Annotated in this window: 22 protein-coding genes; 15 read left to right on the top strand and 7 right to left on the bottom strand. The window is 69.6% G+C overall.

The features are described from left to right. Window positions 1-81: 81 nt before the first annotated feature. On the bottom strand, window positions 82-456 hold the full coding sequence (locus tag P3L51_RS14800) for a DoxX family protein (RefSeq protein ID WP_354605663.1): 375 nt from the start codon (window positions 454-456) through the stop codon (window positions 82-84). 117 nt (window positions 457-573) lie between these two features. Between P3L51_RS14800 and P3L51_RS14795 the strand changes: the two genes are divergently transcribed. Next, on the top strand, window positions 574-1,107 hold the full coding sequence (locus tag P3L51_RS14795; protein WP_354605662.1) for a MarR family winged helix-turn-helix transcriptional regulator: 534 nt from the start codon (window positions 574-576) through the stop codon (window positions 1,105-1,107). Window positions 1,108-1,173: 66 nt separating this feature from the next. Next, window positions 1,174-1,839: an SDR family NAD(P)-dependent oxidoreductase gene (locus P3L51_RS14790; RefSeq protein WP_354605661.1), complete on the top strand. Its 666-nt coding sequence runs from the start codon at window positions 1,174-1,176 to the stop codon at window positions 1,837-1,839. Window positions 1,840-1,891: 52 nt separating this feature from the next. Here P3L51_RS14790 and P3L51_RS14785 read toward each other — a convergent pair whose 3' ends face one another. Further along, complete coding sequence (locus P3L51_RS14785; protein ID WP_354605660.1) at window positions 1,892-2,776, bottom strand: helix-turn-helix transcriptional regulator; 885 nt, start codon at window positions 2,774-2,776, stop codon at window positions 1,892-1,894. A gap of 156 nt (window positions 2,777-2,932) precedes the next feature. Between P3L51_RS14785 and P3L51_RS14780 the strand changes: the two genes are divergently transcribed. The 9 genes from P3L51_RS14780 to P3L51_RS14740 all read left to right on the top strand — a co-directional run bounded on the left by P3L51_RS14780 (window position 2,933) and on the right by P3L51_RS14740 (window position 13,684). Beyond that, complete coding sequence (locus tag P3L51_RS14780) at window positions 2,933-4,345, top strand: MFS transporter (RefSeq protein ID WP_354605659.1); 1,413 nt, start codon at window positions 2,933-2,935, stop codon at window positions 4,343-4,345. Window positions 4,346-4,635: 290 nt separating this feature from the next. Then, window positions 4,636-6,282: a hypothetical protein gene (locus P3L51_RS14775; protein WP_354605658.1), complete on the top strand. Its 1,647-nt coding sequence runs from the start codon at window positions 4,636-4,638 to the stop codon at window positions 6,280-6,282. A 983-nt stretch (window positions 6,283-7,265) separates the two neighbouring features. Next, window positions 7,266-8,381, top strand: a complete 1,116-nt coding sequence (locus P3L51_RS14770; RefSeq protein ID WP_354605657.1) for an ATP-binding protein — start codon at window positions 7,266-7,268, stop codon at window positions 8,379-8,381. Next, window positions 8,378-9,223, top strand: a complete 846-nt coding sequence (locus P3L51_RS14765; protein WP_354605656.1) for a roadblock/LC7 domain-containing protein — start codon at window positions 8,378-8,380, stop codon at window positions 9,221-9,223. The genes P3L51_RS14770 and P3L51_RS14765 overlap by 4 nt, the downstream gene beginning before the upstream one ends. Continuing rightward, window positions 9,216-9,599, top strand: coding sequence for a DUF742 domain-containing protein (locus tag P3L51_RS14760; RefSeq protein WP_354605655.1), 384 nt, complete (start codon window positions 9,216-9,218; stop codon window positions 9,597-9,599). The genes P3L51_RS14765 and P3L51_RS14760 overlap by 8 nt, the downstream gene beginning before the upstream one ends. A gap of 3 nt (window positions 9,600-9,602) precedes the next feature. After that, the gene (locus P3L51_RS14755; RefSeq protein ID WP_354605654.1) at window positions 9,603-10,163 is read left to right on the top strand and encodes a GTP-binding protein; all 561 of its coding nucleotides are present in this window, start codon (window positions 9,603-9,605) and stop codon (window positions 10,161-10,163) included. A 10-nt stretch (window positions 10,164-10,173) separates the two neighbouring features. After that, a complete protein-coding gene (locus tag P3L51_RS14750; protein WP_354605653.1) occupies window positions 10,174-11,547 on the top strand; it encodes a cytochrome P450 family protein in 1,374 nt (457 codons plus the stop codon). A gap of 92 nt (window positions 11,548-11,639) precedes the next feature. Next, window positions 11,640-12,887 (top strand): cytochrome P450, encoded by a 1,248-nt coding sequence (locus P3L51_RS14745; RefSeq protein ID WP_354605652.1) that lies wholly within the window; start codon window positions 11,640-11,642, stop codon window positions 12,885-12,887. After that, a complete protein-coding gene (locus P3L51_RS14740; RefSeq protein ID WP_354605651.1) occupies window positions 12,884-13,684 on the top strand; it encodes an enoyl-CoA hydratase/isomerase family protein in 801 nt (266 codons plus the stop codon). Before P3L51_RS14745 ends, P3L51_RS14740 begins: the two co-directional genes overlap by 4 nt. A gap of 130 nt (window positions 13,685-13,814) precedes the next feature. On the opposite strand, the gene P3L51_RS14735 is transcribed toward P3L51_RS14740, so the two are convergent. The 3 genes from P3L51_RS14735 to P3L51_RS14725 all read right to left on the bottom strand — a co-directional run bounded on the left by P3L51_RS14735 (window position 13,815) and on the right by P3L51_RS14725 (window position 15,683). Further along, window positions 13,815-14,567 (bottom strand): DUF6882 domain-containing protein, encoded by a 753-nt coding sequence (locus P3L51_RS14735; RefSeq protein WP_354605650.1) that lies wholly within the window; start codon window positions 14,565-14,567, stop codon window positions 13,815-13,817. 214 nt (window positions 14,568-14,781) lie between these two features. Further along, entirely contained in the window at window positions 14,782-15,243 is a 462-nt protein-coding gene (locus tag P3L51_RS14730; protein ID WP_354605649.1) for a DUF6415 family natural product biosynthesis protein, read from the bottom strand. Next, complete coding sequence (locus tag P3L51_RS14725) at window positions 15,240-15,683, bottom strand: ATP-binding protein (protein ID WP_354605648.1); 444 nt, start codon at window positions 15,681-15,683, stop codon at window positions 15,240-15,242. Before P3L51_RS14725 ends, P3L51_RS14730 begins: the two co-directional genes overlap by 4 nt. Window positions 15,684-15,976: 293 nt before the next feature. On the opposite strand from P3L51_RS14725, the gene P3L51_RS14720 reads away from it, so the two are divergent. Both P3L51_RS14720 and P3L51_RS14715 read left to right on the top strand, forming a co-directional pair. Next, on the top strand, window positions 15,977-16,813 hold the full coding sequence (locus P3L51_RS14720; protein WP_354605647.1) for a helix-turn-helix domain-containing protein: 837 nt from the start codon (window positions 15,977-15,979) through the stop codon (window positions 16,811-16,813). 5 nt (window positions 16,814-16,818) lie between these two features. Beyond that, a complete protein-coding gene (locus P3L51_RS14715) occupies window positions 16,819-17,028 on the top strand; it encodes a DUF397 domain-containing protein (protein ID WP_354605646.1) in 210 nt (69 codons plus the stop codon). Between the two features lie 39 nt (window positions 17,029-17,067). Here P3L51_RS14715 and P3L51_RS14710 read toward each other — a convergent pair whose 3' ends face one another. After that, window positions 17,068-18,366 (bottom strand): phytase, encoded by a 1,299-nt coding sequence (locus P3L51_RS14710; protein ID WP_354605645.1) that lies wholly within the window; start codon window positions 18,364-18,366, stop codon window positions 17,068-17,070. A gap of 323 nt (window positions 18,367-18,689) precedes the next feature. Here P3L51_RS14710 and P3L51_RS14705 point away from each other — a divergent pair, with 323 nt between their 5' ends. Then, the gene (locus tag P3L51_RS14705; RefSeq protein WP_354605684.1) at window positions 18,690-19,064 is read left to right on the top strand and encodes a peptidase inhibitor family I36 protein; all 375 of its coding nucleotides are present in this window, start codon (window positions 18,690-18,692) and stop codon (window positions 19,062-19,064) included. 79 nt (window positions 19,065-19,143) lie between these two features. On the opposite strand, the gene P3L51_RS14700 is transcribed toward P3L51_RS14705, so the two are convergent. After that, window positions 19,144-20,142, bottom strand: a complete 999-nt coding sequence (locus P3L51_RS14700) for a hypothetical protein (RefSeq protein WP_354605644.1) — start codon at window positions 20,140-20,142, stop codon at window positions 19,144-19,146. 20 nt (window positions 20,143-20,162) lie between these two features. Here P3L51_RS14700 and P3L51_RS14695 point away from each other — a divergent pair, with 20 nt between their 5' ends. Next, window positions 20,163-21,461, top strand: coding sequence for a CapA family protein (locus P3L51_RS14695; protein WP_354605643.1), 1,299 nt, complete (start codon window positions 20,163-20,165; stop codon window positions 21,459-21,461). The last annotated feature ends 125 nt before the right edge of the window (window positions 21,462-21,586 follow it).

Raw genomic sequence — 21,586 nt, 5'->3', positions numbered from 1 at the left:
GTGCCTGCTCCCTACCGGCCTCGCCGTGGACCGGAGTGGGCGCGTTTCCCTCTCTGTTCGTGGTCCGTGCTCACATTGGATCTAGAAGGCGTACGGACCGAAGCGGCCCCAGGCCACCACCGCCGCGAGCGCCAGCAGGACGACGTTGACGGCGATCGTCCGCAACTCCTCGCGGCGCCCGTGGGTGAGGGCCGCGCCGGTCATCAGCAGCACGAGTCCGGTGGCGGCCGAAGGAGCCAGGATCTCCGCGAAGCCGACCAGCGGCGGGAGGACCAGACCGAGGGCGGCGAGTGCTTCGAGTGCCCCGATGAGCTTGACAGGTCCGGCACCGAAGTCCTCGGCCCAGCCCAGTCCCGAGGCAGCCAACTGCTGTGGTGTACGGCTGAGTTTCATCACCCCGGCCAGCAGGAACACGGCCGCCAGCACACTCGCGACGACCCACAGGACGACGTTCATCAGCCCTCACCACTCCATCCAATAATTCCAAGGTTGAATCAAACGTATCGCATGATTACTTCAAGCGAAGAGTAACTTCCTTGGAACTTCGCTCCACGCTTGGAGTATGTTGAGGGCATGGAAGATGCACGGGAATCCGTCGGGCCTCGCTGGCTCGACGCTGACGAACAGCAGCAGTGGTACGCGTTCGCCTATGTGCTGACCCAGCTGCCGGCCGCGCTGGAGGCGCGGATGCAGCGGGACGCGGGCATCGCCCACTTCGAATATGTCGTGATGTCCGCGCTGTCGATGGCGCCGGAGCGCACCCTGCGGATGAGCGAGGTCGCCCAGTACGCCGGAAGCACGCTCTCAAGGCTGTCCAACGTGGTCATCCGCCTGGAGAAGCGCGGCTGGGTACGCCGGCATCCCGACCCCTCCGACGGCCGCTCCACCCTCGCCACCCTCACCGATGAGGGCATGAACAAGGTCGCCGCCGCGGCCCCCGGACATCTCGACGCGGTGCGCAGCCTGGTCTTCGACCCGCTCACCAAGGCTCAGCGGCGTCAGCTCGGAGCCGTGTCCCAGCGGATGCTCGACGCCCTCAAGGCGCCGTGCCCCACCGACTGGGCGCCGCCCGGCACCGGCTCGCCGGAGCCGGCCGACCGGGACTGAGCCCGCATCACATCCCGCGCCCTCGCCCGGCCGGGACCCGCGACCATCCCTCGTCAAGGAGCACGTATGCCCACCATCGCCATCGTCGGAGCCGGACCGGGCCTGGGCCTGTCCATCGCCAGGGTCTTCGGCGGCCACGGCTTCGACGTCGCCCTGATCTCCCGCACCAAGACCAACCTCGACGCACTCGTCGACGCACTCTCCGAGGCCGGCATCACCGCGGAAGGCTTCCCCGCCGACGTGGCCGACCCCGCCCAGGTCACCAGCGCGCTCGACGCGGCGATCACGCGGTTCGGCGGGATCGACGTCCTGGAATTCTCCCCGCACGCGGGCCTGTCCATGACCTCGCCCAAGGAAGTGACCGTCGACACCCTGCGACCGCAGATAGACAGCCTCCTCTACGGCGCGGTCGCCGCCGCCCAGACCGTGCTGCCCGGGATGCTCCGGGCCGGATCGGGCACCCTGCTGTTCACCACCGGCGGCGGCGCCATCACCCCGTACCCGATGCTCGCCACCGCCAACATCGCCCAGGCGGGGCAGCGCAATTGGGCCGTCAACCTCCACAACACCCTTGCCGGCGAAGGCATCTACGCGGCCAACGTGGCCATCAACCTGATGATCGGCACCGAGGCCCCCGAAGGCGTCCCCCACCGCGCACCCGACGACATCGCCCTCGACTACTGGGCCCTTCACACCGACCGCACCCAGGCCGAACACCTCATCGGCGCCTGACCGCGGCACCCCGACGACGGGCAGCCACCGGTCTCCGCCTTGAGGCCCGGGCTCAGTACCTGCGTGCCGGGGTCGGCGTGCCCCAGCTCGTCAGGAGGCGGAGGTTCTCCGCTGTCGGGGAGGCGGGGCCGGCGTGGTGGATCGTGAGGGTCTGGTCGGAGCCGTCCGGGAGTTGGAGGGTCTCGTAGGAGAGCGTGAGGTCTCCGACCAGGGGGTGGTGGAGGCGGGTCGTGCCGTGGTGTTGTTCCTTGACGTCGTGGCGGGCCCAGAGGCGGCGGAAGTCGTCGCTTCCGGTGGAGAGTTCGTCCACCAGTGACCGCAGCCCCGGGTCGTCGGGGCGGCAGCTCGCGTGCAGGCGCAGGGCGCCCACGGCGGCTGCCGCCTGTGGTTCCCAGTCCGTGAACAGCCTTCGGGATCCGGGGCGCAGGAACACCAGCCGCGCCCAGTTCCGTTCCCGGGGCGGCAGTTGGTCCCAGTCGCCGAAGAGTGCCGCCGCCGTGCGGTTCCAGGCCAGGAGGTCCGAGCGCCAGCCCGTTACGTACGCCGGTACGCCGTCCAGGGACGTCAGCATCTCCCGCAGCGCGGGCCGTACCCGCTCCTGGGACGGCAGGGGCGCGGCCTGTCTGTTCGTCCGGTGGCACTTGGCCAGACGGGTGAGGTGTTCGTGCTCGGTGTCCGTCAGCCGCAGGGCGCGGGAGAGCGCGCCCAGGACCTCCGGCGACACGTTGTGACCCCTGCCCTGCTCAAGGCGGGTGAGATACGCGACCGACACCCCGGCGAGCTGCGCCAGCTCCTCGCGCCGCAGGCCCGGCACCCGGCGGTGGCGCCCGTACGCCGGCAGGCCCACGTCCTGCGGGGTCAGCCGCGCCCTGCGGGTACGCAGGAACGCGCCTGTCTCGGCGTGGGGGTCCAGCGGGTCCCTCTCCGGGGCGTTCATGGGTCAGGACGGTACGCGCGCCGGCCGCGCCGTGGGTGTTCCTGTCAGTAGCAGGAACCGCCGTCGCACGTACAGCGGAGACCTGGCAGGCCCCGGTCCCACGGGTGAGGCTCGCGGCATCCACCGCGAGTCATCCACTGTGAGGGGACACGTCTCATGTCAGGCAGCCCGGCCACGAGTGAACGACAGGGGGAGTCACGCCGCTGGCCCGCGCGGCTGTGGGTCTCGCTGCTGATCTTCAGCGGGGTGATCCTGCTCGACGGTCTCGACATCTCGATGATCGTCGTCGCCATCCCCGAGATCCAGCACGAGCTGGGGATGAGCACGGCCACCGCCCAGTGGCTGGTGAGCGCCTACATCCTGGCGTTCGGCAGTTTCCTGTTGCTGGGCGGGCGGGTCGCGGACCTGTTCGGCAGGCGGCGGGTGCTGGTGATCTCGATGGGCGCGTTCGCCGTCGTGTCGCTGTTCGGCGCGCTCGCCGACGACGGTGTCCTGCTGATCGTCTCGCGCTTCGTCAAGGGCATGGCGGCCGGCTTCGCCGCGCCCGCGGCCATGTCGCTGCTGACCACGACCTTCCCCGAGGGCCCGCAGCGCAACAAGGCGTTCGGGATCTTCAACGTCTTCGAGGCGTCGGGGTACTCCTCCGGGCTGCTCGTCGGCGGGCTGCTCGCCGGGCTCAACTGGCGGGCCATCTTCATCCTGCCGATCCCGCTCTCCGTACTGCTGCTGATCGGCGCGCTGCGCTTCCTGCCGCCGGACCCGCCCCGTACGGAGCGCCCACGGCTCGACATCGGCGGCGCGCTCACCCTGCTCGCCGGCATGCTGCTCCTCGTCTTCACCGTGGTCTCCGCGGCCGATGCCGGCTGGTGGTCGTGGCGGACGGTCGGCGGGATCGCCCTGTCCGGGCTGCTGCTGGCCGGGTTCCTCGCGATCGAGCGGACCGTGCGGGAGCCGTTGATCCGGCTGGGCATCTTCCGTAACCGGGGGCTGGTCACCGCCAACATCAGCATCGCGCTGCTGTACGGGGGTGCCATGGGCTTCCAGTTCGTGATGGCCCTCTACCTCCAGGACCTGGAGGGCTGGCGGCCGTGGCAGATGGCGCTCGTCCTGCTGCCCGCCGGGCTCATGGTGGTCGTCATCGGGCCCAAGTTCGGCGCCCTGATGAACAGGTTCGGTGTGAACAAGATCCTGATGGCCGGGCTCGTCGCCTTCCTGCCCTGCTATCTGCTGATGCTGCGCATCGGTCCGGAGCCGGATCTGTGGACGGTCCTGCTGCCCGCGTCGCTGCTGTGGGGCGTGGGGTTCGCGCTCAGCATCGCGACGCTGATGGTCGCCGGGACCAGCGGGGTGCCCGACGAGGAGCAGGGGCTCGCCGCGGGGATGCTCAACAGTTCGCTCCAGGTCGGCGGCGCGTTCGGACTCGCCGTCGTGACGGCGGCGATCATGCCCGGCACGGAGCTGTCCATGCTGCGGCCGGGACTGGTGGTCATCCTCCTCTTCGGGGTCCTGACGCTGCTGGCCCAGCTGATGCGCAAACCCGCCTCACACGGCGGGCGGAAAGGGAGCTGACCGGGGGCGGGCGGGGCGCGGCGAGGATGCGCGCCCGCCCGTCGTCGCCGTCCCCACACAGCGGCGTCACCAACTGCCTTATCGGTAAAGGTTGTTGACTATCCGCCGATCCTCTGGCCAGGGTTCTGCTGGACAGCGGCGCGGACTCGGAGTGATCATGTCTCTGCTGAGACGCGATATTCGGCATTCGAGACCGTGCGTACGAGACCGTGAGGATGAGTCAGCCGGATGGCAGTTCCGCTTCGACTATCTGACCGCGCCGCCCCGGTCGCCCGGGGAGGGCTCAGCTCGTGACCCCTCCTGACAAGAACGAGCACCCCGTCGAGACGGCGGTCGAGACGACGGTCGGGACTGCTGCCGGGACCTCTCCGGGGGCCACTGCCGCGACCACGGCGGGGAAGTCGGCCGGGCGGGCCGCCGAGCGGTCCCCCGGCCACCCCGAGCAGCGCCCGCCGACCCTCCTGCGGGTGCTGCTCGAACGACTCAACTGGGCCAGGTTCGCCGTCTTCGACGTGCAGTTCGGCCTCGCCGCCCGCCGCGCCGCGAAGGAGTACGGCAACAGCCGCGTCGGCAACGTCTCCGTCTCCCGGATCACCTTCAAGCGGTGGCTGGCCGGCACGCAGTCGCCCCAGGGCGACGCCGCGACCGTCCTCGCGTACATGCTCGGCGTCGAGGTGGACCTGCTGCTCCAGCGCGTACCCAGCCGCGAGGTGGTTCCCGCACGGCTGCCGCACGGTTCGTCGCTCGCCACCGCCCGCTCGATGGACGCCCTGTGGTCCAGTTCCTCGCTCTCCCCCTCGGAGGCGGCGGCCGGCACGGGCGGGCTCTGGTATCTGGACGGTCTGCGGATCTTCGACGGTACGGCGGTGCCCGCCCAGATGTACGAGGCGACGTCGCAGGACGACGTCGTGTCGATCGCTGTCGAGGAGAATCCCCATCTACGCGCGTTCGTGCAGCCCGCGCGTCGCGCCTTGCTGCTGGCCTCGCTCGGCGGCAGCGGCGGCGAGGGGCTTTTCGTGCTCGATTCCGCCCGCGCGCGCTACCAGCTGGACGCCGATCCGCGCGGGACGCTGCCGATACCGAAGCCGTACCGGCTGGACGATCTGACCTTCGGCATCCTGTGGGCGATGCTCAACCTGGAGGACAGCCTCCTCGCGGACGACCACATCCTCGACAGTGAACAGCGGGAGCTGGAGAGCCACTTAGCGATGCCCCGCTCAGCCGTGGCACGTTCGGCGGTACCCGAACTGTCCCGGGTGGGAGCGGCCTGGCTGGGCTCGTACTTCTGCGCGCTGCACATCGACCGCCATCTCGGCGAGGTGACCGAACCGCCCTTCTTCTGGACGCGTGAGCAGACGGGCGAGGAAGGCGCGGCCTGGCTGTTCTTCCGGCACAAGCACGAGCACCTCACCCGCACGGCGGCTCGGCGCGCCGATCCGTCCGTCCGGCCGGGGCACGCGTTCTGCATACCGGAACAGCCCGTCAGGGACAGCGAGCCCTACGAACGGATCCTGCTCTTCCTCACCGTCGCCCTGATGGAGATGCACGGACTGACCGTGTGGGTCTGCGCCGAGGAGGAGTACTCGCAGATCGACGAATTCGTCCTGGCACCCGACGACCGGGTGATCGTGGCCAACTGGCTCCGCTCGGACGGTATCTGGCGTGTCGGCACTACGGATCAGCGGTCCCAGGTCCGTACGTACACCCAGGCGATCGACCATGCCCGCGCACACAGCGTGATCGACGGGCCCTCGTCGGCGCACCGGCTGCGGGCGCTGGCAGACTACTTGTCGCTCGACTGGGCCTGGCTGCTCCGCCGCTGCCAGGAGTTGGGGGCGTACGGCAGCTCCGGCATGCTCCGGCCGCGCAGCCGGCTGCTCAGCATGGATCAGCTGGACGAGGTCCTGCGCTTCGTCGGTGAACTCGACGCGAAGTGATACCGAACGGGGCAGGGCGCCGGGGCGTAGGGCTCGAAACACGGCGCTCGATACACGGCGCTCGGAACACGGCGCCCGGAACACCGCACCGGGGACGTGGCCCCGGAGGGGAAATGACATCGGACCGGAATGACGCCGGGCCGGGCCGAAGTGACCCGCGTCACGGAACCCCGCGTTCAGCTCAAATTCCGCTGACGGCAATTCACGGTCGCGTTCACCAATTCTCCCCCTCGTGAAGGTCGAGCATGATTGAACTACCTTGCGGTCGGGCAGAGTTGAGGAGAGGATTCCAATGCGTGCTTTGAGTGGTTGCTCCTCAAGCCCTGCTCAAGTTCTCCTCACGAGCGGCCCCATACCGATCGCCGTACCCGGCGTTATCGATCGTTTGGCGGTCGCATCTCCGTCGCGCCCTGCCGACGGGCCCTTTGTGTTCGAGCCAATAGCCGCTTTTGCGCGGTTCACATTGTGAAGCCACTGGGGTCAAGCGACCGCTGAACGACCCCTTCCGCCCGTGGCGGCGAACAGGCCCACGCACCAAGCTTGTTACGGCTCTTAATGACGCTGGCATGTGCCTGTCCCAGGCAATCGCCCGTCCCTCAAATGAAGGCCCTTGGATGACTCAGCGGTTGGCGGCGGGAGCACGAGGGCCGGTCGTGGCGGAGGCAGTCGCCTTTTCAACACGCCTCCGACGGGCGGCATGCCGGTCGAATCAAGGGCTCTGGCGGACCTCGGTCCACAGAGGGTGCCGGTGATAGCATCCCCGCATCCGTGATCTTGATCCACTAGCCTCAGACGCTGTTTCGCGGTCGGCGCCCCGCACTCCACCCAACAGCGGCCGGGCGGCGCCGAGCAGCAGTGTCGCGGGTCCTCGCGAGGTGCATCCGTCGCCGTCCGCATGACATGCGCCGGGAAAGGTTTCCATGATTCAAGACGCACTTGTGTGGTGCTTGGTTGCGGTGGCGGCGATAGCCGTTGTCGCGGTCGTGGCACTCGCAGCCCGCAACAGAGCGCTGGGGGCCAAGAAAGAGCAGAGCGACGCCGAGCTGAGGCGCCAGCTTCACATATCCGACAGCCAACTCCAGCTCTCGCGAGCCGAGTTGCAGAGATTCACGAACGATCTGGACAGAACTCTCCGAGAGGCCCAGGAAGCGGCCGAGGAGAACACCAAGGCGGTCCTCAAGGGCGCCGCCAGCTTCCTGCAGAGCCTCGCGGCGGAGCAGACGACGCTCCTGGACGACGTGCAGCGGAAGTACGGCGGCCACGCCGTGCTCAGCGACCTGCTGGAAGTGAACCACGCCAACGCGCAGATGGCGCGCAAGGCGCAGGGCATCGCCGTCATGTGCGGCGCGCCGCTCGGCCGCCGCAAGAGGGCCGCCAGCGTCTACGACGTGGTGCGCAGCGCCCAGGGGCAGATCCGCAACTTCCACCGGGTCTCCGTCATGCAGCAGACCGGCCTCGCGCTGAAGGCGTCCGCGGTCGCTCCCGTGGCCCTCGCCGTGGCCGAACTGCTCGACAACGCCGCCAGCTTCTCCCAGCACGACGCGCCGATCGAGATCACGTTCCAGCGGATCCAGAACAACCTGTGCATCGTCATCGACGACGCCGGTGTCAGCATGAACGACGAGGACCGGCTGCGAGCGACCGAGCTGCTCTCCGGCGACATCGTCCCGCGGCTGTCGCAGCTCGGGAACCAGCCGAAGTTCGGCTTCCCGGTGATCGGTCTCATCGCGCGGCAGTACGGCTTCCGGGTGGATGTCACCGGAGTCTCCCGGTACGGCGGCGTCCGGGCCGTCGTCCTGTTGCCCGAGGAGCTGTGGACCGTGGAGGAGACACCGTCGGCTTACGAGGCGCCCGTCAGCAACATCCTGCGCACCGAGGGGCGACCGCACAACGGGTCACGTACGACGCACGGCCTGCCGAAGCGCGGGGCGCGCCAGGCGCCCATCGCGAGCGTGCCCGACCCCGAAGGCCCCCCGGCGCCCCGGGCCCCCGAGGAGCCCAGCCGATTCTCCGGTCGCAGCCTGGGGGCCTTCCAGCGCGGCACGCTTTCCGGCCGCAACCTTGATGCCACGCCGCTCGAAGGGTCCGAAGACACATGACCGCAGACCTGTCGTGGATGCTTGAGGACATCGTGCACAACGTGCCCCGGGCACGGCACGCCGTCCTGCTGTCTGCGGACGGCCTCCCCCGTGGCGCCACGGAGGGCCTGGGCGAGAAGGACGTGCGTACGGTCTCGGCCGCCATGGCCGGGATGCAGTCGCTCAGCCGTGCCACGGCCCACTTCGCCGGTCCCGAGGAGGACCGGCGGTGGAACCAGACGATCATCGAGTTCTCCCACGGGTGGAGCTTCCTGATCGGGGCGGGACAGGGGGCCTATCTGGCCGCCGCCGCGGCGCCCGATGTGGACATGCAGCAGATTTCCTTCCGTATGCAGCGCCTTGTCGCCCGGCTGGGCAACAACCTCACCTCGCCGCCGAGGCTGAAGGCCGAGGACGACGCGGGTGCCGGGGTCAGCGGGCCCACCAGGCGTGAGGGCAGACGCGATTCGGGATTCGTGCTCGCCGACCTCGACCGGGTGATCGACGAGGTGCAGGGCGCCCGGCACGCCCTGCTGTTGGGGTCCGACGGTCTGCCCCGGGGCTCGACCAGCGGGATGAACAGGGACATGGCGGACACGATAGCCGCGGCCATGACGGGCATCCACGCGTACAGCAGGGTCACCTCGCAGTTCGCCGGCGCCCTGGAGGACGCCGAGTGGCGGCAGACGGTCATCGAGTTCCAGCACGGCTGGATCTTCCTGATGGCCGCCGGGCCCGAGGCGTTCCTGGCCGCCGCCGCCCAACACGACTGCGACATCGAGAAGTTCACCACGCGTCTGCACGAGGTGGTGCCGAGACTGACCACGCCGGCAGCACGGGGAGAGAGGGCGGGCCATGCCTGACGAGCCGGAGCAGGAGCTGGAGCTGACGTCCCCGTTGGTCCCTCTCTTCGTGATCACGAACGGGCGGGCCCTGCCTCCGGCCCACCAGTTCGAACACACCACCCTGGTCATGGCGGCACCGGGCACGTCGGCGGCGTCGCGCACCCTTTCCCCCGAGGTGGGCCAGGTCCTGGACCTGGTCGCCGACGGTTTCCTGTCCGTGGCCGAGGTGGCCGGGCACACACACCTGCCGCTGGGCATCGTGCGCATTCTGCTGGCGCAGCTGGAGGAGGGCGGCCTCATCCTCGTGAGGAGGGCGGTACCGCGCGCCGAACGTGTCGACAGAGAGCTGGTCAGCGCCGTGCTCGAGGGCCTCAAGAATCGATTCGGAGCGTAACGCGTGTACCTGGATCCGGACGTCTCCCAGACGGTGAAGATCCTCATAGTGGGGCACTTCGGAGTCGGAAAGACCACCTGCATCGCGAGTCTCTCCGAGATCGAGCCGCTGCGGACCGAAGAAGAGATCACCGAGGCCAGCGAGGGTTTCGACGACCTCTCCGGCACACCCCACAAGAAGACCACCACCGTGGCCATGGACTTCGGCCGCCTCACCCTCAGTGACTCGCTCGTCCTCTATCTCTTCGGAACGCCCGGACAGGAGCGCTTCAAGGAGATGTGGGAGGAGTTGTCCCGCGGCGCGCTCGGCGCACTGGTCCTCGTCGACCCCGAGCGGCTGCACGAGTCCTTCCCCGTCCTGGACCTGGTCGAGAGCTTCGGCCTGACGTACGCCATCGGCGTCAATCACTTCGAGGGCAACACGGACTACCCGCTCGAAGAAGTCCGCGAGGCGCTGAACCTGACCGCCGACACCCCCGTCGTCAAGTGCGACGTACGCGACGAGGGCTCATCGGCGCCGGCGCTCATCACCCTCGTCCAACACCTCATGTCCCAATTCGGCTAGGAGCGCCACCATGCAACAGCCGCTTGACGCCCAAGAGATACCCCCAGGCTGCCCCGCCCACGGGAACGTCCCGCTGTACGGCCCCGCCTTCGGAGCCGACCCCGACGGCCACTACGCGCACCTGCGTTCGTTCGGCCCGAGCGCGCCCGTGGACATCGCCCCGGACGTCCAGGTCGAGCTGATCACCAGCTACGACGCCGCCCTGTACGTGTTGCAGAATCCCGCGTCCTTCGTCCGCGACTCGCGTCGCTGGAAGGCGCTGAACGAGGGCCGTGTCCCCGCGGACAGCCCGGCGCTGCCGATGATGAGCTACCGCCCCAACGCGCTGTTCAGCGACGGCGCGGCCCATGCCCGGCTGCGCCAGGCGGTCACCGACAGTCTCGCCACGGTCAACGAGCTCCAGCTCGTGCGGCAGACACAGCAGTCCGCCGACTACCTGATCAGCCGCTTCAGCTCCGAGCCCCGCGGCCAGGCCGAGGTGATGGCCGACTACGCCCAGCCGCTGCCACTGCTGGTCTTCAGCGAGCTGTTCGGCTGCCCGCCCGAGATCGGCGACCGCGTGATCGCCGGGATCAGCGGCATCTTCGAGGGCACCCCCGGCGCCGACGAGGTGCTGGGCGGGGCACTCACCGAGCTGATCGCTCTCAAGCGGCGCCGTCCGGCGGCCGACCTGACGACCCGTCTGATGGAGCACCCGGCTCAGCTGACCGACGAGGAGGTGCTGCACCAGCTCGTGACGCTGCTCTCCGGCGGCACCGCGCCTCTGACCGCCGTCATCGGCACCAGCAGCGCGCTCTACCTGGACGAGGAATGGCAGAGCGGGCTGCCGGTCGAGGACGCCATCGCCCAGAGCCTGTGGAACTACGCGCCGATCGCCAACTACGCGGCCCACTACCCGATCCACGATGTCGAGCTGGGCGGCAGGGTGGTCCGGGCCAACGACCCGGTGCTGATCTCCTTCGCCGCGGCCAACACCGACCCCAAGCTGACCGAGCACCGCCAACAGCTCAGCGCGAAGGCGCACTTGGCCTTCGGGGCGGGTCCGCACGCGTGCCCCGCCAAGGACCCGGCGTTCGTGATCGCGGTCGCGGCCGTCGAGGCCCTGCTCAACCGGCTGCCCGATGTCGAGATGCGTGTCCCGTTCAAGACCCTCGCCTGGGCGCCGTCTCCGTGGAGCCGCTCGCTGGTGACCGTCCCGATCCGCTTCAGCCCCCGAACGGTGCCGTCGATGGCCGCTGGGCGCGGCCAGCCCCAGACGCCCCAGCAGCAAGGAGGCGCCGAACAGCACTCCGGCGCCCAGGCGCCCCGGTCGACGTCGTCCTCGGCGCCGCAGCACAAGGGGGGCATGTTCAGCCGATTCCTGGCATGGACGAGGGGGGAGTGATTTAAGTAACCCTCTGAGACCCCTGTGTTAGTGGATGCCTCAACATCGATGCGGGTAGGCCTCGGGTTGGTTCTCTGAAAGGGGCCCCCAACATGGGAGTTGTCACAGCTCCGTCGTACAGCCGCAGGGAATCCGCCTCCCTCTTCTCGCGTCTTCGGACGACGAGGGGGCAGGCGGATCCCTTCCCGATATACGAGGAGCTGCGATCGAGGGGCGAGGTCAACCCGGCCCCCTGGGGCGGCTCTTTCGCGACAAGTTTCGAGGTCTGCGACCAGGTGTTGCGCAGCCGCGACTGGTTGGAGCCCGACGGGGCCTGGCGCGAACGGCAGGGATCGGGTACGCGGTGGAACGCCTCCTCCTCGCAGGAGATGAGCCACACGATGGCCGCGCTCAATCCCCCGGACCACACACGGGTGCGCCGGGCGGCCGGCACGTTCGACCGGACCGCCGTGGAGCAGATCGGCCGGACCGTGAGCCGGACGACGGATCAGCTCCTGGACACCCTTGCGGCGCGTTTAAACGATGGTGAGGCCGACTTCGCGGCCCTGGTGGGCGAGGAGCTGCCGGTCGCCACCATCGGCGACTGGCTCGGGCTGCCGGCCGCCGACTGGCCTCGTCTGCGGCAGCTGACCCACGACCAGGTCTTCACCCAGGAACTGCTGCCCTCCGCGAGCCAGTTGGCCGGGTCCGACGTGGCCACCGCCGAACTGCGCACCTACTTCATGGAGTTGGTACGCGAGCGGCGCACCCGCCTCGGGGACGATCCCGTGTCCCGCTGGATACGGACGTGGGACGGCATCGAGCCCGACCGCGACAAGGCCGACGAAGCGGTCTACTTCCTGGCCCTGTTCGTGCTTCTGGCCGCTCTGGAGACCACCGCGACACTCCTGACGACCATGACGCTCCTCCTCGTCGAGCGCCCGGAGCGCTGGGCCCTCGTCGCCGACCGCCCCGACCTCGTGCCGGCGTTCGTGGAGGAGACGCTCCGCTACGACCCGCCCACCCATGTCATCAGCAGGGTCGCCGCGCGGGACTGCGTCCTGGGCGGCAGGGAGATAGGCAAGGACGAGATGGTCCACCTCATGGTGGGAGCGGCGCACCGGGACCCGGCCAGGCACAAGGACCCCGACCTGTTCGACCCGCTGCGCAAGCCCGCCCACCTCGCCTTCAGCGGAGGCATCCACTACTGCCTCGGCGCGCCGCTGGCCCGGCTGGAGGCCCAGATCCTGCTCCGTCAACTGATACGGCGCTTCCCCCGCCTCACCCTCGTGCGCAGCCCGTCGATGGCGCCCCGGGTGGCGTTCCGGCGCCTGCTGAACTTGGATGTCGCCCTCGCATGACGAAAACCAGACGTACGCTCGTCGGCCCCGCCCGCGGGGAGATAGGTGTCGAGCAGGACGGTCCCGTGCTCCATGTCCGGCTCAACCCCCGGGAGGAGCAGGACGACGTGCTCGACGTCGCCTCCCTCGACAATCTGCTCCGCCTGCTCGACGAGCTCCACGAGCGCCCGGACATCCGCGTCCTGACGCTGTCGTCCCTGGGCGCGGACTTCTGCCTGGGCTCCGACCGCAACGAGTACCAGGACGCGCTCGCGGCGGACCCCACGGGAGGGGAACTGCGGCGCATCGCGGACAAGGCCCACCGGCTGTGCCAGGCGCTGGAGAACACCCACGCGGTCACCATCGCCCGGCTGCACGGCTCCGTGATCGGTGCCGGGCTCGCGCTCGCCTCGTTCTGCGACCTGCGCGCGGGCGCGGACACCAGTCGCTTCCGAATGCCGGAGGTCGGCATCGGGCTCCCACCCGCCTGGGGAGGTGCCATGGGCCGCCTGGTCTCCGAAGCCGGGTCGGCCAGGATCCGCGAACTCATGCTCACCTGCGACGTGTTCGACGCGGCCACCGCCCACCGGCTCGGTCTCCTGCACAAGACCGCCCCGCTGGAGAAACTGGACGAGGTCGTCGCGGCCTGGACACGGCCGCTCGTACGGCGCTCGCCCGAGGCACTCGTCCTGACCAAGCGCATGCTCGCCGGCTACGCGAAGGCCGACCGGACGGCGGACGTCTCCCTGCTCGACTCCCACCTGCTGGCGGCCCAGCTCAGTCAGCACCAGGCGCGGGGCGCGGCCGGAGCCCGGTGAGAAGCGGGCGCGGGTGAACGGCGGCCTCGGAGTCCCTGTGCGGGAGGTGTGCGGGGACTCAGAGGCGCCGGTTCTCGTTTCACGGTTGCTCCGGGCAGGACGCTGCGAAGGGCCACGAGACGTCTGCGGGCTACTCGGGCACGCTCCGGGCACTCGGGGACTCCGGACGGGCGCCGTAGGACACCGCCGCGACCAGATCGTCCTCGGTGAACCGGACGGCCATGGTGCGCCCGTCCCGCTCGCCGTACACGTGCCGCCCGTCGGACGACTCGTGGGTCTCGAACCCGTGGCGCCGGAGATATCCCGCCACCGTGAGCCGCGGATCGTACGGGAACAGGCTCAGCACCCGGTCGAGCAGACCCGACACCACGAGCGCGCCGCCGTCGAAGGCGGCCTCCGGGACTCCGGCGTCGTCGACGAGCACGAAGGCACGGGCACCGGACTCCAGCGGCAGGCTCGCGAAGCCACGGGTGCCCAGGGCGCCCAGGCTCAGCAACGCGAGCCGCCGGGCGGCCAGTTCGGGATCGGGGAACCCGGCCAGTTCCAGCCGGGGTGTCACGAACTCGTAGATCTGGTTGCGCTCCCCGAACTCCCGCAGCCAGTTGGCGAGCGTCAGCCGCGACGACCCGGGCGGGTGCGTCCGCTCGTTCGCCCAGGCCCACAGCCAGCTGCCGTCGTGTCCGAGCGAGCCCAGCGGCGACTGATGCACCGTCACGTCTCCGACGCGCAGGGTACTCACCTCGTCACTGAGCAACCAGGCACCGCCGACGGGCTGATACCGCTCGTAGACGCCCAACTGCTCCACGGCACCGGCGGCGTAGTGCGCGCCCGCCTCCTCGAACATCCGGCTGAAGCGGTCGTTGGGCTGCACGGGTGCCGGCATGGGGGGCGGGGCCTCTCGACTCGTCGTACGGAACGGCAAGCGTAGGACCTTCGGACATCGCGGTGCAGCGGCGGTGCGACGCGGCGGCGGCCACCAGACGGTGTGCTCGAACTCGGGGAGCAGGGAGGTCAGCAACCGCGCCACAGGGCCACGACGATCGAGCCGCCGACGGCGGTGACCGCGATGACGTACAGGAGCTGGGCCCTGGCATCGCTCATTGGTTCCTTTCCCTGGCCCGTTCGTCTTGTTGGTGCTCTTCGTGGAGGTCGGCGAACGAGCGGGTGGTCTCGGCCAGAGCGCGCATCAGCTCGTACGCGTGCAGGGGCGGGGTGGTCACGTCGAAGGTGTCGCAGAGTGTGAGTAGCCGGTAGGCGTCCCCGTGGAGCGCGAGTGTCGGCGGGGCGTCGGCGTCCCCGTCGTATTCGCTCAGCAGGAGCTGGAGATGACCGCGGAGTTCGCGTGTGGTCACCTCCACCCAGGCACGCTCGGGCAGGGGGAGCCGGAGAGTGAGGGCGTCGGCGACCGTGCGGGAGATGGTCGCGAGGTCGATCGGGTGGTCGACGGGGTGGCGGCGCCTGAGGGCGGCGAGGAGACGGCGGAGCGTCTGCGAGTCCTGGGCGAACCTCGGCGCCCGGTGACGCCAATGCGCGCCGGGCGTACGGCGGTTGAACGTCATGAGGTGGACGCCTCCGCCCTGGCGACCGTGCACCAGGTACAGGTCCCGCGCCGGCCCCAGGCGCGGGCGAGCGCGGCGACGAGCAGTATCCCCCGGCCGGTCTCGTCGTCGGTTTCCGGGTCACGGACCTCGATCCGTGCGGGGGAGCCGTCATCCACCTCGATGAGCACGTCGCCGCTCCGGTCGTACGAGAGCGAGAACCGGACGCGTTCGGTGCGGCTGTGCACAACAGCGTTGGTGACGATCTCGCTGACGAGGAGCTGCGCGGTCTCGACCGCGTCCTGTCCGATGCCGCCCTCCCGCAGAAGCGCGCCGGTGACACGGCGCAGATGCGCGACGCGGCGGGTGTGGGGGCGGAACGAGATGTTGAGGCGGACGGCGTCCCGTATGTCGACTGCGGCGGGCGGGGCGAGAGTTGCGCTACGCGTGATGGGGGGCATCGGGAGTCCTTGTCGTCGAATCTCCGCGCTCACGGAATGCGTTGAAGTGACTGCGTTGGGTGAGCTGCGGGTATAGCCTCGCATCAGGGCGGGAGCCCCGGAAGTGTTCTGCTGGAATTGCGCGAACAAGTTCTATTGTGAATTTCCGTTGGTAGCGGGGCCGTTCACTGCCAGGCGACAACTCCCGCTCTGACGCAGAACGTCGCCGGCAGACGCGAAATTTGCGCCTGAGCTGTGCTCAGGGAGGAGAACGGACGATGACGGATACAAGGGCGACGCCCACGCTGTGTCGCTTGCAGCTCGGCAATGAGCTGCGCCAGATCCGGTTGAAGGCAGGGTTGACGTCAACTCATGTTGTGAAGAAGCTCCTTTGGAGCCCCTCCAAGCTGACCCGGTTGGAGACGGGAGACAACGCGACCGTCGAGCCCTCCGACATCATGGCGCTCTGCCAGGTCTATGGCGTTGACGAGGCGACGGCCGAACAGCTCAAGGAGTATGCGGCGGTCACCAAGACGAAGCGTGAATGGTGGCAATCGACGCTGTATCGCCCAATCATCGGCCCCGGCCCCAAGGCGGTCCTTGGCCTGGAATCCTCGGCCGCTGCCCTGCACGCCTACAACTCGGAGTACGTTCCGGGTCTGTTCCAGACTGCGGACTATGTACGGGTGCTCCACCGGCATTCCCACAAGGGACGGCCAGAGGAGGACATCGACCGTATGGTCGAATTGCGGCTGAGGCGACAGAAGGTACTTCGCCGGGATCCACCACTGAAGTTCGCTGTAGTCATCAACGAAGCGGTGCTGCTCCGACAGGTGGGAGGCCCTTCGCTCATGAAGGCACAGCTGGCCCGAATGGTCGAGGCCGCTTCCGAGCCGAACGTCAAGGTCCAGGTTGTGCCCTTCAAGGCCGGCCTTCATCGCTCGATGAACGGAGCGTTCACCACTTTCCGCTTCCCGGATAGCCTCGCCCTGAAGCCCATCGTGTATCTGGAGCACTTGGCCGACCACTGGGTGCTGCGGCGTAGCGAACATGTGGAGGCGTACGAGGACGCCTTCAACGAGTTGCAAGCTCTGTCTCCGGGACCGCAGGAGTCTCTGAGCATGATCGAGAGCGCAATGAAGGAGCTTTGATTCGCATGGCAACCATGGCTGACGCGCTTTCCGGCGCCGACTGGTTCAAGTCGAGCTACAGCAACGACGGCAACGGCCAATGCGTCGAAGGCGCCCAACTCCCCTGCGGAGCCATGGCCGTACGCGACTCCAAGAACCCCCATGGCCCCGCCTTCATCCTCACCGGCGGCGCCTGGACGGCCTTCGTCCGCGCCCTCGCCGAGGGCGAGTTCTAGGCTCCGCGCCGCCCGCCGGGCCGGCGCGGAGCCGGTGGATCAGTCGTCGAGGGCGTGCAGGACGCGCTTCAGGTCCACGAACTTGAAGTTCGTGGCGTCCCGGTCCGGCTCGCCCGGCTTGTCGGCGCCGTCCTGGACGACGAGCAGGCCGTTCGGGTACTTCCTGCCGAGCGGCTCGTTGAGGACGGCGGCGCCGTCGCTCTCCTCGGTGCCGTCCAGGGTCTCGGAGGCGGCGGTCACCTTGAAGCCGCCCTCGTACCCGTTCTTCTCGCGGTCGTAGGCGGCGAAGCTGTTGTCGCCCTGGCTGGAGGCGAGCAGGTAGTCGTCGCCGCGCTCGCGGTGAATCAGGGTGAGGCCCTCGACGTCCGCCGACAGGCGCTTGCCGCCGTAGCCCGGGTCCTCTCCAGGGGCGCACTCCTCCGTCTCCTCGTCGTAGGTGCCCGGCACCCCGTATTCGCGGACCTTGTCGATCAGCTTCGGCGTGCCCTTCAGGTCGGCGCCCAGGCGCCAGATGCCCACGCTCTCCTGGCCCGCGTAGAGCGTGCCGGTTTCAGGGTCGATGACCATGCCCTCGACCTGGGGCTGTTCGCCCGGCTCGCCGCACGGGGTCCATGTCCCGCCATTCGGCAGCTTGAACTCGGCAGGGAGCTTGAGCGTGCGCACCGTGCGGTAGGAGACCGTGCCGTCGGCGCCCGCGGTCAGTTCCAGCAGACGCAGCGCGGTGCGCTCGCGTTGGCTGACCACCGCGTACGAGCGCTTGCTGGCCGGGTCGGTCCAGGTGGCGAGGCCGTACGCGGTGCGCTGCTCGTTGATCTCCTCCTGCGAGGAGGAGAAGATCGGCGGCGCCGAGGGGTCGGTGATGTCGGTGAGCGGGGTGTGGGACCTACCGCCGTCGACACGGTAGATCCGAAGCCGGTCACTGCCTCGATCGCTGGTGACGGCCAGGTCGCTCTTGCGGGAGCCGACCTTCATGCCGTGTACGAGGTCGACGTTGTTGAACCGGCCGGGGGCGTCGTCCGGGCCGGGGGCTTCGGGCGCCGGCACCGACTGCACTTCGCGGGCGTCCAGGTCGTAGACGCGCAGGCCGCCCTCCTTGAGCGTGGCGACGACGAGGCTGCGGGCCGGGTCGGCGGGGTTGCGCCAGATCGCCGGGTCGTCGGCGTCCGCGTTGCCGCCCGCCTCGTCGTCGTACACGGCCGGAGTCTCGGCGGTCGGCTGCACGCCGGGCAGTTCGCCGGCCGCCAGGGCCGAGTGGGGCATGGCGGTGGCGAGTACGGCGAGCGCGGTGAACAGCGTGAGGCGGCCGACGGTGGTGTGCGATCGGCGAGGCTGAGTCATCAAGGTGATCCCTTTTCCTGTCACGAGCACGGCGAATCCACCATGTAGCCGTCCGGTGAAGGATCTCCCCGGAGTAGCGGAACGGTCAGTCGTCCCGGACATGAACAGCGTCGGCCGGTCCCGGACAGGATCTAGCTCCGGTGACCTTGAAAGGCGTGCGGCGGTCGCGGTGTGCGCGGGTGCGCTTCGGGTGCCCCCGGTCAGGGAGCTGTGCGCCTGGGGGTGGGAGGGAAGTAATGGCAACGTACGTCACGCAAAGGATTCAGTCAGGCACCCAGCGTGAGATCGCGCTGCTGCGTGCCTGCGTCGAAAGGGAGTTCACCATGCTTCGTCTCCGCTCGCTCGCTGTCGCTTCGGTCACCGCGATCGCCGCTCTCGGGATCGTTCCGACCACCAGCGTCGCCGTCGCACCGACCGTCGCGGCCTATTCGTGCTCGCCGGGCTACTTCTGCATCTACAGCGACTGGAACGGCGGCGGGACCCGATGCCAGTGGTCCCAGGAGAGGAAGGCCAATACCGCCGACGACTGCTCGTTCATCCAGCGCGGGGAGAACGTCCGCTCGGTGCGGAACAACACCAACCACCGGGTGCAGTACTACACGCAGACCAACTACAACTCCCGGGTCGGCTCCACCCCGTCCGGCGGGGAGGGCAACCTCCAGGGCAACTACCAGATCCGGTCGTTCAAGAGCCAGTAGCCCGGGGGCACGGGGCCGGGTTCCCGACGTCGGGTTCCCGGCTCCGGCCACGTGCTCGCGCGACCAGGCCGGCGACCGGTCAACCTCCGGTGGCCGCGCCCCACTCCCGGACCGCAGTCGCCATCGCCGCGACCGCCCGCGCGCTGCGCGCCGCGTCGCCGCGGACGGCCCGGCTCACCTCGACGTGCAGGAACGGCACCCCCTCGTCGGCGGCGAGCCTCCCCTGCTTGTTGTTCCGCCCTTCGAGCGGGCACTTGTCCTCCCAGGCCCGGCAGACCCGGAATCCGTCGTCGTCCAACGCGTCCGCGAGCGTGTGCCCTTGGGAGCGCGCCCGGTCGCCCGCGCCGGTGGAGACGACGAGATCGCGGCCGGGGACGCTGCGGTCGGCGTAGCCGTGGACCTGGATGGCGGGCATCCCACGGGCGACGAGTTCGGCGGAGATCGCGTGGAAGACGGTGTCCCGGCGGTGGGCGACATCGGCCGCGTTCCCCTCGCCCGCCCGGCGGTGGGCGCCCGCGATGACCAGGACACCGCCCGGCGCGCCGCGCAGTACGCCCGCGCCGAGCCGGTCGGTGTACGCGTCGGCGACCGGGTGCGGGACCTGGACGCTGTAGCGCGGCGCGGTGTCCAAGTCGACGTAGACCCGTCCCCAGCCGCGCCGGGTCTCGTCCGTACGGTCGGCGATCTCCGCGTACCGGCGGCCGGGCCCGTCCCCCTCGCGCGGCGCGTCGCGCACGATCCGTACGCCGAAGTCCACCTCGGCCAGCCTGCGCTCACCCTTCGCGCGCTCGCCGTCCACGTAGAGCGCGACGCCTTCGGCCAGGGCCTCGCGTTCGGCTCGGTCCGGGGGCCGGTAGCGGGAGTCGGCGACGACCCCGGTGGCGTACGAGGAGAGCCGGCGCTCCAGACCGGGCGAGGGCCCGTCGGTCGGGGCGGGGCCGGGGTTCGGGTCGTCGGTGCGGGACCTGTCGAGCGCGGGCACGACCACGGCGACCGCTGCGACCAGGAGCGCCAGAAGCACGGCGGTGCGCGACAGGTTTGCCGGTGCCGTTATCTTTTTGGTCGGATCAGGGCTCATGTTCGAGTGAAAGTATCAGGGTGAGAACACACCGAAACACGTCCATCGCAGGCATACGCCTGCCCCGGAGCACCGTCGCACTCACGCTCGCGCTTCTCGCCACGACCGCGGCCGGCTGCTCCCTCGTCGGTGGCGACAGCGACGAGGCGGGGCCCAAGGGCGACCCGTCGTTCACCGTCGCCGCCGCGGGAGACATCCTGATCCACCCGCAGCTGACTGAGCAGGCGTACCGGGACGCCGGTGTCACCCAGGTCCCCGAGGCGGTCGGCAAGAAGGTCGGCGCCGACGTCCCGGATCCGGACTTCGACAAGATCATGGCCGGGGTGAAGCCCGTGATCAGCAAGGCGGATCTGGCCATCTGCCACTTCGAGCCGGTGGTGGCAGGGCCGAAGGGCCCCTTCCGGAGCTTCCCCGACTTCCTGGTGCCGCCGCAGATCACCAAGGCGATCAAGACGACCGGGTACGACACCTGCTCGACCGCGTCCAACCACATGCTGGACGACGGCCCCGGTGGCGTGACCCGCACCCTGGACGCCCTGGACACGGCCGGGCTGAAGCACACCGGTTCCGCGCGCAGCGCCGCCGAGGGGTCGAAGCCGCTGATCATGGACGTGAAGGGCGTGAAGGTCGCGCAGCTCTCGTACACCCTCGGGTTCAACGGGCGCGAGCTGCCGGCCGACAAGCCCTGGCTCGGCAACAAGACCTCGATCGACGCGATCGACGCCGCCGAGAAGGCCGCGCGCAAGGCGGGGGCGGAGGCGGTGATCCTGAGCATCCACTGGGGGCGGGAGCACCATCCCGACCCGAGTGCCTCACAGCTCAAGCTGGGCCGGCGGATCGCGAAGGAGACCGGGATCGACCTGGTCATCGGCCACCACGCGCATGTGGTGCAGCCGATGGAGAAGGTGGACGGCACCTGGATCGCGTACGGCCTCGGGAACCAGCTCGCGCGGCACGACGTGCCGTCCGGGCTGACCGAGGAAGGCGTCATCGGCTGGTTCGAGTTCCACAAGAAGTCCGGTGGCGGGTGGGACGTGGAGGCGCGGTACGTGCCGACCTTCGTCACGATCCCGCCGGAGGAGGAGAGCGACACGGGTGACGCGGACGGTGCGGCCGTCGAGCGGTCCACGGCGGGCGCCGAGGGCGCGGCGAAGAACCACCGCCTGCTGGACATCGCGGGCGCGCTGCGCACGGACAAGGACCTGTCGGCGGAGGAACGCGCCCAGTACCGGCTCGCCTTCGAACGGACCCGGGGCACGATGCTCAACCGGGGCGCATCGAAGGACGGCCTGCGGCCACTGAGCGAGCTGCCGGACTGACCACCTGGGCACGGGCGGTGGGGCCGGCCCTGCCGGCTGAGACAGGCCCGCGCCGCCCCCGCGCCCGCCCTCGCGCCCCGACAGGCAGGGGGCGAGCGCGGGGGCGGGACCTGTCTCTTATACAC

This window comes from Streptomyces panacea (assembly GCF_040560175.1).
GTDB lineage: Bacteria > Actinomycetota > Actinomycetes > Streptomycetales > Streptomycetaceae > Streptomyces > Streptomyces panacea.
Note: the sequence above shows the minus strand (reverse complement) of the source record. Positions and strands in the feature narration are given on the sequence as shown.